Origin of the sequence: Mesorhizobium sp. LNHC229A00 (assembly GCF_000502415.1) — a bacterium.
Taxonomy (GTDB): Bacteria; Pseudomonadota; Alphaproteobacteria; order Rhizobiales; family Rhizobiaceae; genus Mesorhizobium.
Window position 1 is genome coordinate 1 of record NZ_AYWQ01000011.1, and the last position, 14,942, is coordinate 14,942.

General features: G+C 64.1%; 13 protein-coding genes and 1 pseudogene. 13 read left to right on the forward strand and 1 reads right to left on the reverse strand.

Annotated elements, in window-relative coordinates:
• The 7 genes and pseudogenes from X742_RS149200 to atzF form a co-directional block, all read left to right on the forward strand.
• The coding region (locus X742_RS149200) for an ABC transporter permease (protein ID WP_023773506.1) at nt 1–793 on the forward strand (793 nt) is incomplete at its 5' end.
• Nucleotides 793–1,719 carry an ABC transporter permease gene (locus tag X742_RS149195; RefSeq protein ID WP_023773507.1) on the forward strand — a complete coding sequence of 309 codons (927 nt, stop codon included), beginning with the start codon at nt 793–795 and terminating at the stop codon, nt 1,717–1,719. The genes X742_RS149200 and X742_RS149195, both read left to right, overlap by 1 nt.
• A gap of 78 nt (nt 1,720–1,797) precedes the next feature.
• A complete protein-coding gene (locus tag X742_RS149190) occupies nt 1,798–2,499 on the forward strand; it encodes an isochorismatase family cysteine hydrolase (protein WP_023773508.1) in 702 nt (233 codons plus the stop codon).
• Nucleotides 2,500–2,511: 12 nt separating this feature from the next.
• A pseudogene (locus X742_RS0137495) lies at nt 2,512–3,987 on the forward strand (ABC transporter ATP-binding protein); the annotation flags it as partial.
• A 52-nt stretch (nt 3,988–4,039) separates the two neighbouring features.
• Nucleotides 4,040–4,714, forward strand: coding sequence for a cysteine hydrolase (locus X742_RS0137500; protein WP_023794306.1), 675 nt, complete (start codon nt 4,040–4,042; stop codon nt 4,712–4,714).
• Entirely contained in the window at nt 4,701–5,051 is a 351-nt protein-coding gene (locus X742_RS149185; RefSeq protein WP_023773511.1) for a cupin domain-containing protein, read from the forward strand. Before X742_RS0137500 ends, X742_RS149185 begins: the two co-directional genes overlap by 14 nt.
• A complete protein-coding gene (atzF, locus tag X742_RS149180; RefSeq protein ID WP_023773512.1) occupies nt 5,048–6,886 on the forward strand; it encodes an allophanate hydrolase in 1,839 nt (612 codons plus the stop codon). The genes X742_RS149185 and atzF overlap by 4 nt, the downstream gene beginning before the upstream one ends.
• A 361-nt stretch (nt 6,887–7,247) precedes the next feature.
• Here the strand turns inward: atzF and X742_RS149175 are convergent, their stop codons facing one another.
• On the reverse strand, nt 7,248–7,919 hold the full coding sequence (locus tag X742_RS149175) for a GntR family transcriptional regulator (RefSeq protein WP_023773513.1): 672 nt from the start codon (nt 7,917–7,919) through the stop codon (nt 7,248–7,250).
• 137 nt (nt 7,920–8,056) lie between these two features.
• On the opposite strand from X742_RS149175, the gene X742_RS149170 reads away from it, so the two are divergent.
• From X742_RS149170 to X742_RS149145, 6 genes are all read left to right on the forward strand, one after another.
• Nucleotides 8,057–8,644 carry an amino acid synthesis family protein gene (locus X742_RS149170; protein ID WP_023773514.1) on the forward strand — a complete coding sequence of 196 codons (588 nt, stop codon included), beginning with the start codon at nt 8,057–8,059 and terminating at the stop codon, nt 8,642–8,644.
• On the forward strand, nt 8,637–10,436 hold the full coding sequence (locus X742_RS1000000176555; RefSeq protein ID WP_023773515.1) for an alpha/beta fold hydrolase: 1,800 nt from the start codon (nt 8,637–8,639) through the stop codon (nt 10,434–10,436). Before X742_RS149170 ends, X742_RS1000000176555 begins: the two co-directional genes overlap by 8 nt.
• Nucleotides 10,433–11,476: an LLM class flavin-dependent oxidoreductase gene (locus tag X742_RS149160; RefSeq protein ID WP_023773516.1), complete on the forward strand. Its 1,044-nt coding sequence runs from the start codon at nt 10,433–10,435 to the stop codon at nt 11,474–11,476. Before X742_RS1000000176555 ends, X742_RS149160 begins: the two co-directional genes overlap by 4 nt.
• Nucleotides 11,477–11,480: 4 nt before the next feature.
• Nucleotides 11,481–12,950, forward strand: coding sequence for an aldehyde dehydrogenase (locus X742_RS149155; RefSeq protein WP_023773517.1), 1,470 nt, complete (start codon nt 11,481–11,483; stop codon nt 12,948–12,950).
• A gap of 66 nt (nt 12,951–13,016) precedes the next feature.
• Nucleotides 13,017–14,021, forward strand: coding sequence for an ABC transporter substrate-binding protein (locus X742_RS149150; protein ID WP_023773518.1), 1,005 nt, complete (start codon nt 13,017–13,019; stop codon nt 14,019–14,021).
• A gap of 59 nt (nt 14,022–14,080) precedes the next feature.
• On the forward strand, nt 14,081–14,941 hold the full coding sequence (locus X742_RS149145) for an ABC transporter permease (protein ID WP_023773519.1): 861 nt from the start codon (nt 14,081–14,083) through the stop codon (nt 14,939–14,941).
• Nucleotide 14,942 lies beyond the last annotated feature (1 nt).

A 14,942-nucleotide genomic window follows, 5' to 3' on the forward strand; every position in this document is an offset into this window, starting at 1 on the left:
GCTCGGTGGCCTAGCTGCCGCGGCAGCCGGCGCGGCGCTCAATGGCGCGCCGTCCTTTATCGTCATTCTCGTCATGGGCGTGGCGGGCATGGCCGCCGGCGGCATCTGGATCGGTACCGTCGGCGCGCTCCGCCATTACCGCGCCGTCAACGAGACCATCTCCAGCCTGCTGATGGCCTATATCGCCATCGCGCTGATGAACCAGCTGGTCGAGGGACCGTTGCGCGACCCGGCCTCACTCAACAAGCCGTCGACGAAGCCACTGGCCGAGGCCTACCGCATCGGCAACATTTCGGGCATGGAGGTGCATTGGGGCCTCGTCATCGGCATCGTCGCCTGCGTGCTGTCCTGGGTGCTGATCGAGAAAACCCGTTGGGGGTTCGCCGCCCGTATAGCCGGCGGCAACGTCAAGGCAGCGCAGGTGCAGGGACTTGCCGTCGGGCCGCTGATCGTCGGCTTCACGGCACTTGCTGGCGGCTTCGCCGGGCTCGCCGGCATGCTTGAAGTCGCGGCCGTACAGGGCAGCGCCAACGCCTCGCTGGCCGCCGGTTACGGCTATACCGGCGTTCTCGTGGCCTTCCTCGCCCGCCACAATCCGCTCGCTATCATCCCGGTCGCTTTCCTGCTCGGCGGCATCGATGCCGCCGGCGGCCTGATCCAGCGGCGCATGGACCTGCCCGACGCCACCGTGCTGGTGCTGCAAGGCATGCTGTTCATCGTCATCCTGTTCAGCGAGACCTTGTACGGCCGCTTCAAGGCCTTCAATCCCGATCTCTGGAAGAGAGTGGCCTGATGGACCCGACCGACATCGGCCTCTGGGGCGTGCCGCTCGCCATCGTCGGCGGCGCCATCCGCGTTTCGACGCCCTTCATCTTCGTTTCGCTGGGTGAAGCCATCACCGAGCGCTCGGGTCGGATCAACCTCGGCCTCGAGGGAACGCTGGTATTCGGCGCCATGACCGCCTATGCGGTCGCCGTGATATCAGGATCGCCATGGCTCGGCCTGATTGCCGCGGCCGTTGCCGGTACCTGCTTCGGCCTGTTCCACGGCTGGATCTGCAAATTTCCCAAGGTCAACGACATCGCCATCGGCATCGCCCTGATGCTGTTCGGCTCGGGCCTCGCCTTTTTCTTCGGCAAGCCTTTCATCCAGCCCAAAGCGCCCAATTTGCCGGCGATCCCCTTCGGTGGCTGGTCCGATATTCCGCAGGTGCAGGCCGCACTTGACGTCAATGTTTTGTTTCTGATCGGGGCGGTGCTGGCGGTATTCCTTTGGTGGGCCTTCAAGAACACGCGCGCCGGTTTGATCGTGCGGGTGGTCGGCGACAGCTCCGACGCGGCGCGTGCCATGGGTCTCAACCCGAACACCGTGCGGCTGCTCGCCACCGGCGTCGGCGGCGCGTTCGCAGGCGTCGGCGGCGCTTACCTCTCCCTTTACTATCCCGGCAGCTGGACCGAGGGCATCTCGTCCGGACAAGGCCTGATGGCGGTGGCGCTGGTCATCTTCGCGCGCTGGAACCCGCTCGGCTGCTTTGCCGCCGCATTGCTGTTCGGCGGCGCCGGCGCGCTCGGGCCGGCCCTGCAGTCGGTCGGCGTCACGCAAGGCTACTATCTGTTCTACGCCGCCCCCTACATCCTCACCCTTGTCATCATGATCGCCACCTCCTCGCCCGACCGCTCGCTGGCCGGCGCGCCCGGCGAACTGTCGATCACCAAATGAGGCTGGCACCAAATGAGGCTGGCACCAAATGAGGCTGGCACCAAATGAGACTTGGCAGCAAATGACTGGAGTTTCCGCATGAATGCCAGAGCCGAATTCACCCAGCACTACATCGACGCCGATCCCTATCCGTGGCCGTACAATGGCGACCTTCGCCCAGACAACACGGCGCTGATCATCATCGATATGCAGACGGATTTCTGCGGGCCTGGCGGCTATGTCGACCATATGGGCTACGACCTGTCGCTGGTGCGAGCACCGATCGAGCCGATCAAGTCGGTGCTGTTGGCGATGCGAGCCAAGGGCTACACCATCATCCACACGCGCGAAGGCCACCGCCCCGATCTCGCCGACCTGCCGGCCAACAAACGCTGGCGCTCGCGCCGCATCAATGCCGGCATCGGCGACCCCGGTCCGTGCGGGCGTATCCTGGTGCGCGGCGAGCCCGGCTGGGACATCATTCCCGACCTTTATCCCATCGAAGGCGAGCCGATCATCGACAAGCCGGGGAAGGGCTCGTTCTGCGCCACCGACCTGGAACTGATCCTCAACCAGCGCGGCATCGAAAACATCGTGCTCACCGGCATCACCACCGATGTCTGCGTGCACACGACGATGCGCGAAGCCAATGACCGTGGCTTCGAATGCGTCATGCTGGAGGATTGCTGCGGCGCCACCGACCACGGCAACCATCTGGCCGCGATCAAGATGATCAAGATGCAGGGCGGCGTGTTCGGCGCGGTGTCGAATTCGAAAGCCTTCGTCGCGCAACTGCCATGATGGAGCTCGGCCATGAGTGAGAGCGACAAGAAAGCGGTCGGCGTCGAGACCGTCGGCATGACCATGCGCTTCGGCGGCTTCACTGCACTCGACACCGTGTCGATCAAGGTGCCGGCGGGGTCGTTCCATGCGCTGCTCGGCGAGAATGGCGCCGGCAAGTCGACTCTGGTCAAATGCATGATGGGTTTTTATCACCCGACGTCAGGCGACATCCTTGTCGACGGGCGTGAGGTCAGCATCGCCAGCCCGCGCGACGCATCGGCGCTCGGCCTCGGCATGGTCTACCAGCATTTCACGCTGGTGCCTTCGCTGACCGGCGCGGAAAACCTGGTCATCTCGCGCGAGAAAGTGCCAGGGATTATCGACTGGCGGCAGGAGCGTGCCGACCTTGCCGATTTCATGCAGCGCATGCCGTTCAAGCTGCCGCTCGACGTGAAAGTGGCCGAGCTTGCCGCCGGCGAGAAGCAGAAGCTGGAAATCATCAAACAGCTCTATCTCGGACGCAGTTTCCTAGTGCTGGACGAGCCGACTTCGGTGCTGACGCCGGGCGAAGCACAGGAAGTGCTTGGCCTGCTGCGCGGCATGGCCAAGGCCGGCGACCTGACCGTGCTGATGATCTCGCACAAATTCCACGAGGTGACAGCGTTCGCCGACGATGTCAGCGTGCTGCGCAAGGGCAAGCTGACTGGCACCGGCCGGGTCGCCGATCTCGACCACAAGGCGATGGCGGCGATGATGATCGGCGATCAGCCGATCACCGCGCTCGACAGCCGCGCGATGACAAAACCGGACGCGGACATCGTGCTCAAGGTGACGTCGCTGAAGGCGCCGGACCGCACCGGACTGAAGTCGATCCGCATCGACGATCTCGGCGTCCGTTCCGGCGAGATCGTCGGCATCGCCGGCATCTCCGGCAATGGTCAGAAGGAGTTCCTCGAAGTGCTCGCCGGTCAGCGGGCACGCGACGGCGGCGCGGTACTGGTCAAGGGCTCGCCCTATGCATCGAGCCGCACCGAGGCGCGAACGCTGAACGTGCGGCTCATTCCGGAGGAGCCGTTGAAGAACGCCTGCGCGCCGAAGATGACGGTGGCCGAGAACATCGCCTTTCGCAGCTTCGACATCGACGGCAACGGCAAGCTGGTGAACTGGATCAACACCAGCGGCATCAAGAGCTTCGCAGCAAATCTGGTCGAGCAATTCAAGGTCAAGACGGCGTCGCTGGCTTCACCGATCTCGTCGCTGTCCGGCGGCAATGTGCAACGCGCGGTGCTGGCCCGCGAACTGACCGGCGAGGTCGACCTGCTCATCGTCTCCAACCCTTGCTTCGGCCTCGACTTTTCCGCCGTGGCCGAAATCCGCGCCCGCATCATGCGCGCGCGCAATTCCGGCGCCGCGGTGTTGCTGCTGTCGGAGGACCTCGACGAACTGCTCGAACTCTCCGACCGCATCTTCGTCATGTCGGACGGCGCGCTGGTCTACGAAACCCCGATCGCGCAAGCCAGTAGATCGGAAGAGCACACGTCTGAACTCCANATCACTGATGGCGGAAATCGACGCGCTTCCCTTCGCCTTCGCTTTCAAGCCTGGGACCATGGCGCTCGTGGTCATCGACATGCAGCGCGATTTCGCCGAACCTGGCGGCTTCGGTGCCAGCCTCGGCAACGATGTCAGCCGGATCACGGCAATCGTGCCGACGGTGAAGAAACTGATCGAGGGGTTCCGCGCCGCCCGCCTGCCGGTGATCCACACGATGGAGTGCCACAGGTCCGATCTCTCGGACCTGCCACCGGCCAAGCGCAATCGCGGCAATCCGTCGATCCGTATCGGCGACATAGGCCCGATGGGGCGGGTGCTTATCTCCGGCGAGCCGGGTACCGCGATCCTTGATGAACTGGCCCCGCTTCCCGGCGAGATCGTCATCGAGAAGCCCGGCAAGGGCGCTTTCCATGCGACCAGCTTTGGCGAGGATCTCAAGCGGCTCGGCGTGGAACAGTTGGTCTTCGCCGGCGTCACCACCGAGGTCTGCGTGCAGACGACCATGCGTGAAGCCAACGACAGGGGCTATGAATGCCTGCTGGCCGAGGATGCGACCGAAAGCTACTTCGCCGAATTCAAGATGGCGGCGCTTGCGATGATCCGGGCGCAAGGCGCCATTGTCGGCTGGACGGCGACAACCGACCAGGTGCTCGAGGGAATTGCCAATGCCCAATCTTAGTTTTGCCGGCCTCCTCGACGGGGGCTGGCGCCAGCTGGCGTTCGAGCATTTTCGCGACGGCATCACGGTGCACTGGCTGCTGAGAGGGGGGCCGGTCGAGCCCTCCGTCGCAATCCTGAACTACCAGCCCGGCGCCGGGGTGCCGCGCCACCGCCATGTCGGGCTGGAGACTATCGTCGTCATCGAGGGCATACAGAGCGACGAGAATGGCGAGTATGCCGCCGGCAGCGTCATACTGAACCCGGTCGGTACCGAGCATTCTGTCTGGACGGAAAAAGGCTGCGTCGTGCTGATCCAATGGGATCTGCCGGTGATCATTCTGGGGGAAGAAAAATGAGCGACATTCGCTTTGATTTCGGCAATCTCCACGCCGCCTATGCAGCGAGTCTGCCGGCGTCGGCCATGGTCGAGACGGTATTCGAGCGCATTGCCGCAGCCGCTGACCCCGGCATCTTCATCCACCTTGCCGACAAGGCCGAGTTGCTTGCGCAAGCAGAGGCTCTTGGACCCTTTGATCCCGCGGCGAAGCCGCTGTGGGGCATACCTTTCGCGGTCAAGGACAATATCGACGTTGCCGGCATGCCGACCACGGCGGCCTGCGCCGAATATGCCTATACGCCGCAAAAGGACGCCACGGTGGTTGCCCGGCTGAAGGCGGCCGGAGCATTGGTGATTGGCAAGACCAATCTCGACCAGTTCGCAACGGGTCTCGTCGGCGTGCGCTCGCCCTATCCTATTCCGAAGAACGCCATCGACCCGAAACTGGTGCCTGGCGGCTCATCGTCCGGTTCGGCGGTGGCCACGGCGCGCGGCATTGTCTCCTTCGCGCTCGGCACCGACACGGCCGGCTCCGGGCGCATACCGGCCGGCCTCAACAGCATCATCGGCCTGAAGCCGACGGTCGGCGCACTGTCGGCCGCCGGCGTGGTGCCGGCCTGCCGCACACTGGATTGCATCTCGGTCTTCGCGCTGACCGTCGACGACGCCTACGCGGTGTTCAAGGTGGCTGCCGCGAAGGACGAGGCCGATGCCTACTCGCGCACCATTGCCGCGCCGCCGCCCGCCGCCCGTCCGCCTGTGCTGACCGTCGGCGTTCCCGCTGAGAGCGACCTCGAATTCTTTGGCGACGATGCCATGCAAGCCGGTTTCGCCGCTGCACTCTCTATGTTGAAAGAGCTCGGCTGCAAGCTGGTCGAAATCCCCTTCGGCGATTTCTACGCCACCGCCAACCTGCTCTATGAAGGCGCCTGGGTGGCGGAGCGCTACGCGGCGATCCGCGGCTTCATGGACACCGACGAAGCGGCGATGCATCCGGTGACGCGGCAGATCATCGCCGGCGCGCGCCGGCTTTCGGCGTCAGACGCCTTCAACGGCCTCTATGCCTTGCAGGCCTTGAAGGCCAGGCTCGCCCCGGTCATCGCCTCCGTCGATCTGTTCTGCGTGCCGACGGCGCCGACGCACTACAGCGTCGATGCCGTGCTGGCCGATCCAATCGTCACCAACAGCCGGCTCGGCACCTACACCAACTTCGTCAATCTGCTCGACATGTGCGGCATTGCCGTGCCGACCGGCACGCGCGGCGATAGCTTACCGATGAGCGTCACCTTGCTCTCGGCGGCCGGGAAGGACGCGCTGACGGCTGCGCTGGCGCGCGATCTTCATGTCGCAAGTGGTCTCACCCTCGGCGCGACCGGCTGGCAGCAACCGAATGCCCAGCCCAAAGCTGGACCGACTGAAGATGGCACGATCGAACTGGTGGTAGTCGGTGCGCACCTATCGGGGATGCCGCTCAATGGCCAGCTCAAATTGGCCGGTGCATCTTTCTCAAGAGCCACGATGACGTCGCCTGTCTACAGGCTGTATGAACTTGCTGACCAAATCCCGCCTAAGCCGGGGTTGCTGCGGGTCGGTAGCGGCGGCGCGGCCATCGAAGTCGAGGTCTGGCGTCTTTCTGCCGACGCCTTCGGCCGTTTCGTTGCCGCCACCCCGCCGCCGCTCGGCATTGGCACCATCGAGCTCGCCGACGGCACAACGGCAAAGGGTTTTCTGGCAGAGACCGCGGGGCTGTCGGCGGCTAAAGATATCTCTGCATATGGCGGTTGGCGCCGCTTTGTTGGTGCGGCAAGTTCCAAGCCGGCATTTTTAACCTCTGAAATCCTCGCTACAGAGTAGGGGAGCGGCCTGTCCGCTTCTGATGCGGTGGACGGCTCTCCTCCCGCCCTGCGGTATGATCGTTGGGCCAGAAGCTGGAGGAGATCTATGATGGGCAACGTTACGACGATTGGTCTGGATATTGCGAAGTCAGTGTNGTTGGGCCAGAAGCTGGAGGAGATCTATGATGGGCAACGTTACGACGATTGGTCTGGATATTGCGAAGTCAGTGTTTCAAATCCACGGGGTGGATGCGGCGAGTGAGGCCCCAAGGCTGCCTGTCTGAAAAGCGCCTATTTCAGTCGTGGAGTTCCGTTTTTCGGTTGCCTGCAAGCAGACATTTCAGCAAAGCGCTTGGAAGGGTAGCTGGACTCACGCGGTTCTAGACCAGGCTAAGTTTATCTCGAGCGATCTGCCAAGCCGATTCGACATGGCGCCGTGCCGCCGCTTCCGCCTCCTGGGGTTTGCGCGCCCTTATCGCATCCATGATCTCAGTCATTTCGGTGATGGCTGGCTCGCGGCGGTTCTCCGAAAGAATGGTCATCGAACGGAGCTGATTGATGCGGACATTCAGGCCGCTGACGATTTCCCAAGCGACGCGCTTGTCGGCAGCCTCGAATAGCGCTTCGTAGAATTTCGTCGTTGCCCGCATCACTGCTGGCGGTGTCCCCGATGCCCACGCATCGAACAGATCCGCCAGCGCGCGTTCGAGCGTAGCCAGCTGCTCGCTGGTCGCCGACAGGGCGCAGGCGCGCGCCGCGATGCCTTCAAGCAGCGCCCTGAGCTCGTAAATCTCGTCGGTGCGGCCAAGATCCGGCCTCGCCACCGCCGGCCCATGCCCTGGGATCATCTGCACGAGCCCCTCCGCCTCGAGCTGACGCAGAACCTCGCGCACGACGGAACGGCTGACGCCAAGCTGGTCGCATAGCGGCCGCTCGACCAGCCTTTCGCCGGGCTGGAAATGGAAATCCATAATCGCTTCGCGCATGCGCTCCAGCGCCAACGTCCTCAACGTCTTGGCGCTGCGGTCGATGCGGAGCGTGTCGTCTGGCATGTGTTGCCTCCTGCGCCGCCATGAAAACAGATTCCATGCCCGGTTGACAAGGTACTTGGCGCTCCATAGCATGGTATACCATAAGATGGTACAGGGATCGATGGATCCCCCATGGCATCACGGACCCGAGGATTGCAATGCAGCCTGCCATTCGCAAGATCGTGACCTATACCGAGAACACGTTGATCGAAGGCGGCAAGGCCGCGCCCCGGCCACTACGCCTGATCGGCGTCGCCGCGGTGCTGGCCAATCCCTGGGCCGGTCGCGGCTTCACCGACGATCTGTCGCCCGAAATCCGCGCGTGCGCGCCGATGCTGGGAGAGATCCTGACCAGTGAGATCATTGCCATCGCCGGTTCCGGCGAGGCGATCGAGGGCTATGGCAAGGCGGCCGTTTGCGGCACGTCAGGCGAGATCGAGCATGCCTCGGCGCTGATCCATACACTGCATTTCGGCAATCATTACCGGCGCGCCGTCGGCGCCAAGACCTATCTTGCCTTCACCAATCTGCGCGGCGGGCCGAACACGCCGATCATGATCCCGCTGATGGATAAGAATGACGAAGGACGGCGCTCGCACTACCTGACCGTGCATTTCCAGATTGGCGATGCGCCAGCGCCGGACGAGCTGGTGGTGGCGCTTGGTGCTTCGATCGGCGGCCGCCCGCATCATCGCATAGGTGACCGCTACCAGGACCTCAAGGAACTCGGGGACGTGCATGGCTGACGCTTCCGCGTGGGCTCGACAGGGCACGGCGCCCGACGGCACTGGCTTCATCCGTGCCGGCGCGGGCGCACCGGTGCTGTTAATCCACGGCGTCGGCATGAACGCAGCGATCTGGCAGCCGCAGATCGACCGCATGGCCGAGAGCTTCGACGTCATCGCCATCGACATGCTCGGCCATGGCCGGTCCCCGCTGCCGCCGCCGAACCCGGAACTCGCCGACTACGCGGATCAGGCCATTCGCCTGCTCGATCATCTCGGCCTCGATCGGGTGTCCGTCGTCGGCCACTCGATGGGTGCGCTGGTTGCCCAGGAACTCGCGCTCAACGCACCGGAGCGCGTCCGCCGCATCGTCTCGCTGAATGCCGTGTTCCGGCGGCCACCTGAACTGGCCGAAGCCGTTCGTCAGCGCGCGGTGGCGCTCACCGGCCATAGTGACGCGGCCGGCACGGCACTGACCATTGCCCGCTGGTTCGGAGATCCGGTGCCAGCTGAGCTGAAGGCTGCAGCGCAGAAGACGGCATCCGCACTGGGCGCGGTCGACCCGGAAGGCTATGCCCGCACCTACCGCCTGTTCGCTCGTGCCGACGGCGACCACGCTGATCGCCTGCCGACGCTTGCCGTACCGGCCCTGTTCATGACCGGTTCCGAGGACAGGAATTCTTCGCCGGCAATGTCGGCGGCGATGGCGCGCCTGGCGCCGCTTGGCCGCTGCACGGTGCTGCCGGACGAGAAGCACATGATGGCGGTCGCGGCACCCGATCTGACAGCGCGGCATATCGTCGATTTCCTCGGAGAGGACGAAGCGATCGAGCAAAGAAGTGCCGCGGAAATGGGCGCCGCTTTCGACAACGGCGAGTTCCGCCGGGCACTGGGTTCCTTCTTGACCGGCGTCACCATCGTGACCACGATCGGCCCGGAAGGCGAGCCGCGCGGCTTCACCGCGAACTCCTTCACTTCCGTCTCGCTCGATCCGCCGCTGGTGCTGGTCTGCATCGCCCACAAGGCGCTTGGCCATCCCGTCTTCGCCACCGCCAAGAGCTTTGCCATCAACGTGCTCAACGAGGATCAGAAGGCCGCCTCCGGCATCTTCGCCTCGAAGGCGGCGGACAAATTCGCCTCCGTCGGCTGGCAGCCGGGCCGGACCGGCAGCCCGGTGCTCGACGGCTCGGTCGCATCCTTCGACTGCGACATGGAACGGCTGGTCGAGGCAGGCGATCATTCGATCCTCATCGGCCGAGTCCGCGATTTCGAGCACAATTCCGCGCAGCCGCTCGGTTATTGCCGCGGCGCCTATGTCGCCCCCGGCCTCAGCCAGGACGCGCTGGCCGCCACCCAGCCCGGCACCGATGTCGGTGCCATCCTCGAAAATGGTGGCAGGATCCTGTTCCTGGAGACGGCGGATGGTTTCGAACTGCCGCGCGGCCGAGGATTGGGCTCGGCTGGCGATGACAAAAGCCTCCGAGGGCTGCTTGCGGCGAAGGCCATCGAGGCCCAGCTCGGCTTCCTGTTCGCGGTCTGGGACGACGCCGGACCTGTTTCGCGCACGCATGTCTACTATCGCGGCACGTTCGACGTGCCCGCTTCCAGCGATCGCGGCATCCGGCTGATCGAGATCGACGCGATCGAACGGTTGAAGATCGCCGATCCGGCGATCCGCTCGATGCTCTCGCGCTATGTCAGGGAATGCTCGGTGGATGCATTCGGTGTCTATGTCGGCAACAATGTCGAAGGCGAGGTCCGGCCGCTCGCCAGACCCAGCGCTTCCACCGTCAATACAGGTGACCACGGATGAAATTCTCGCTCTTCGCGCACATGGAACGCTCGGACCTGACCAAGCCGCATTCCGAGCTTGTGACCGAGCTCGAGGAGTTGGTCCTGCTGGCCGAACAGGCTGGCTTCGAGACCGCCTGGATCGGCGAGCATCACGGCATGGAATTCACCATCTCGCCGAACCCTTTCATCAACATTGCCTATCTCGCCGCCAAAACCAGCCGCATCCGCCTCGGCACCGGAACCGTGATCGCGCCCTTCTGGCACCCGATCAAGCTTGCCGGCGAAGCGGCGATGGCCGACGTCATCAGCGGCGGACGGCTCGACATCGGCATCGCGCGCGGCGCCTACAGCTATGAATATCAGCGCATCTTTCCCGGCCTTGACGCATGGGGCGCCGGCCAGCGCATGCGCGAGATCATACCGGCGATCCGCCGCCTCTGGGACGGCGACTTCGAACTCTCCGGTGAGTTCTGGCAATTCCCCGCCACCACCTCCTCGCCCAAGCCACTGCAGAAACCCTACCCGCCGATCTGGGTGGCGGCTCGCGACCCGAACTCGCACGATTTCGCAGTCGCCAACGGATGCAAGGTCCAAGTGACGCCGCTAGCTTCCGGCGATGACGAGGTGACGAGCCTGATGCAGCGCTTCAACGCCGCCTGCGCCGCGCATCCCGAGATCGAACGACCAGAAATCATGCTTTTGATGCACACTTTCGTCGCCGTGGACGCGGCCGACGCCGATCGTCTCACCCAGGACCTGTCAACCTTTTACTGCCAGTTCGGCGCCTGGTTCCAGAACAAGAAGCCGGTGCACCAAGGCATGTTGGAGCCGCTGACGGCGGACGAGATCGCGGCCATGCCGCAGTATGCGCCGGACAAGATCAGGCGGAACCTGGTCATCGGCGAAGCCGATGAGGTCATCGCCAGGCTGAAGACCTATGAGGCGCTCGGCTACGACCAGTACTCGATCTGGATCGACAGCGGCCTTTCGCACCAGCGCAAAATGCAATCACTGCAACTGTTCATCGACCGGGTGATGCCGGCCTTCCTCCGATCGTGAGCCCATGACCGACGCTGTTTTCAGGAACTTCATCGATGGCCGCTTCGACGAGCCGTTCGCCACTTTCGACAGCGTTGACCCGTCGACTGGCGCGGCCTGGGCCAGGATGCCGGCGGCGAGCGAAGCGGATGTCGACCGCGCCATCGAAGCGGCGCACCGCGCGCTGCGCTCGGGCCCGTGGCGGACGATGACGGCGACAGCGCGTGGAAAACTGCTGGTCAAGCTCGGTGACCTCGTCGCCGCCAACGCCGGACGCTTGGCCGAACTCGAGACGCGCGACACCGGCAAGATCATCCGCGAGACCCGCGCCCAGATTGCCTATGTCGGCGACTACTATCGCTACTATGCCGGGCTCGCCGACAAGCACGAAGGCACACATGTCCCTGTTGACAAGTCGGATCTCGACGTCACCATCCGCCGCGAGCCGATCGGCGTCGTCGCCGCGGTGGTGCCGTGGAACTCGCAGCTCTTCCTTTCGGCCGTCAAGCTCGGTCCGGCGCTTGCCGCCGGCTGCACCATCGTGCTCAAGGCCTCCGAGGACGGCCCGGCGCCGCTGCTCGCCTTTGCCGAACTTGTCCAGGAGGCCGGCTTCCCCCCAGGCGTCGTCAACATCCTCACCGGCTTTGGCCATGATTGCGGCCGGCGCCTGACCAGCCATCCGCTGGTTTCGCGCGTCGCCTTCACCGGCGGTCCGTCGACGGCGCGCGCCATCGTCAGGAACACAGCAGAGAACCTCGCCTACACCACGCTCGAACTCGGCGGCAAAAGCCCGGTTGTCGTCTTTGCCGACGCCGATCTCGACAGCGCGGCCAATGCGGTTGTCGCCGGCATTTTCGCCGCGACCGGACAGAGCTGCGTCGCTGGCTCGCGGCTGCTGGTTGAACGTTCGGTGAAGGATGAATTCCTCGCCCGCCTCAAGCGCAAGGCCGAAGCCATCCGCATCGGCGATCCGCAGGATCCGACGACCGAAATGGGTCCGCTCGCCACGCTGCGCCAACGCGACTGGATCGAGAAGGTTGTCGCGGAAAGCCTCGCCAGTGACGGCACGCTCATCACTGGTGGAACACGGCCAGCCGGCAACGGCTTCTATTACGCACCGACCATCATCGATGCCGGCGGCAGCGACCTGCCCTGTGTGCGCGAGGAATTGTTCGGGCCGGTGCTCAGCGTGCTTGCCTTCGACACCGAGGCGCAGGCGCTAGCACTCGCCAACGACACGCCCTTCGGCCTGGCTTCCGGCGTGTTCACCAGCAATCTCGGCAAGGCCCACCGCATGGCGCGCGACATTCATGCCGGCGTCGTCTGGGTTAACACCTATCGCGCCGTATCGCCGCTCGTTCCATTCGGCGGCTACGGCCAGTCAGGCCTCGGCCGCGAAGGCGGGCTCGAGGCCATCAGAGATTACACACGCTCGAAATCCGTCTGGATCAACACCTCGGACGAGCCGATCCCCGATCCCTTCGTCATGCGCTGAGAACCGTACGGCGACGGAGCACTGTGAAGAACAAAAAACAGAACAAACCAACCAGAGGAGAATGACATGAAACTGATCCTGACCGGCCTGCTGGCCGGGCTGCTCACGACAACCGTCGCCAAGGCCGATGAAATGGCGTTCACCAGCTGGGGCGGCACCACGCAGGAAGCGCAGACCAAATCCTGGGCGGCACCCTTCGAAGCCAGCTCCGCCATCAAGGTGTTGCAAGATGGGCCGACCGACTACGGCAAGCTCAAGGCCATGGTCGACGCCGGCAATGTCACCTGGGATGTCGTCGACGTGGAGATGGATTTCGCCATCAAGGCTGCCAAGGATGGGCTTTTGGAGCCGATCGACTATGCGGTCGTGCCCAAGGCCGATCTCGACCCGCGCTTCAGCAATGAGCATGCCGTTGGCAGCTTCTATTATTCCTTCGTGCTCGCCTGGAACAAGAGCACAGTCACGGGCGAACCGACCGGCTGGGCGGACATGTTCGACACCAAGAAGTTTCCCGGCAAGCGGACCTTCTACAAATGGTCGGCGCCGGGCGTCATCGAAATCGCTTTGCTGGCCGACGGCGTGCCGGCGGACAAGCTTTATCCGCTTGATCTCGACCGTGCCTTCAAGAAACTCGACACCATCAAATCCGATATCGTCTGGTGGAGCGGCGGCGCTGAATCACAGCAGCTGATTGCTTCCGGCGAGGTTTCGTTCGGTCAGTTGTGGAACGGGCGTGTCTTCGCCCTCCAGCAGGATGGCACCGATGTCGGCGTCGCCTGGAAGCAGAACCTCACCGCCGCCGACGTGCTCGTCGTGCCGAAGGGCGCCAAGAACAAGGACAGCGCGATGAAGTTCCTCGCCGCCGCCACCAGCCCGGCCGGCCAGGCGAAATTCGCCGAGGCCAGCGGGTATGCGCCCATCAACACCAAGGCCAAGGCGGAGATGCCCGCCGACGCGGTCAAGGCCCTGCCCGATGCCCATATCGATGGCCAGATCAACCTCGACATGAACTACTGGGCCGAGCATCGCGACGAGATCGCCACGCGCTGGTATGCCTGGCAGACCAAGTAACACCGTTGCAGACCGACGGGGCGCGGCTTGCGCGCCCCGTTTCGAGACAGGGCCGCTCGATGCAGGGAAGTTCTTTCGGACGTAGCTCGGTTGCCGGCCTGCCAGCTGGCAGCGGCAGCGCCTTGCCGGCCCTGCTTCTGGTTGGCCTGTTCTTCATCGTGCCGGTGGTTGCCCTGCTGCTGCGCAGCGTCACCGATCCCGAACCGGGCTTACAGAACTACGCGGAGCTGTTCGGCAGCGGCACCTATGTGCGAGTGTTCCTCAATACCTTCCTGGTCGCATCGGTCGTCACCGCCGTCACCATCCTGGTGGCTTTCCCCGTTGCCTGGATGCTGGCGATCATGCCGCCGGCCAAGGGCTCGATCGTCTTCGGCATCATCATCCTGTCGATGTGGACGAACCTTCTCACCCGCACCTATGCGTGGATGGTGCTGTTGCAGCGCACCGGCGTCATCAACAGGGCACTGATGGGTTTGGGCATCATCCATGAGCCGCTGCCGCTCATCAACAATCTGGCCGGCGTCACCATCGGCATGGTCTACATCATGCTGCCCTTCATGATCCTGCCACTGGTTGGCACACTGAGGGCGATAGACCCGATGACGCTGCGCGCCGCGGCCCTTTGCGGCGCAAGCCCGTTCGAGGCCTTCCGCCGCATCCTCTTGCCGCTGTCGCTTCCCGGCGTCGCCGCTGGCGGCCTGATGGTCTTCGTCATGTCGCTCGGCTATTTCGTCACGCCGGCCTTGCTCGGCGGCACATCGAACATGATGCTGGCCGAAATGATCGCCCAGACGGTGCAGTCGCTGCTCAACTGGGGTCTCGGAAGTGCGGCCGCCTTCGTCCTGCTTGTCGTCACCATGGCGCTCTACGCGATCCAGCTTCGCCTGGTCGGGGCCAAGCGCGCCGGCGGAGGGATCTGAG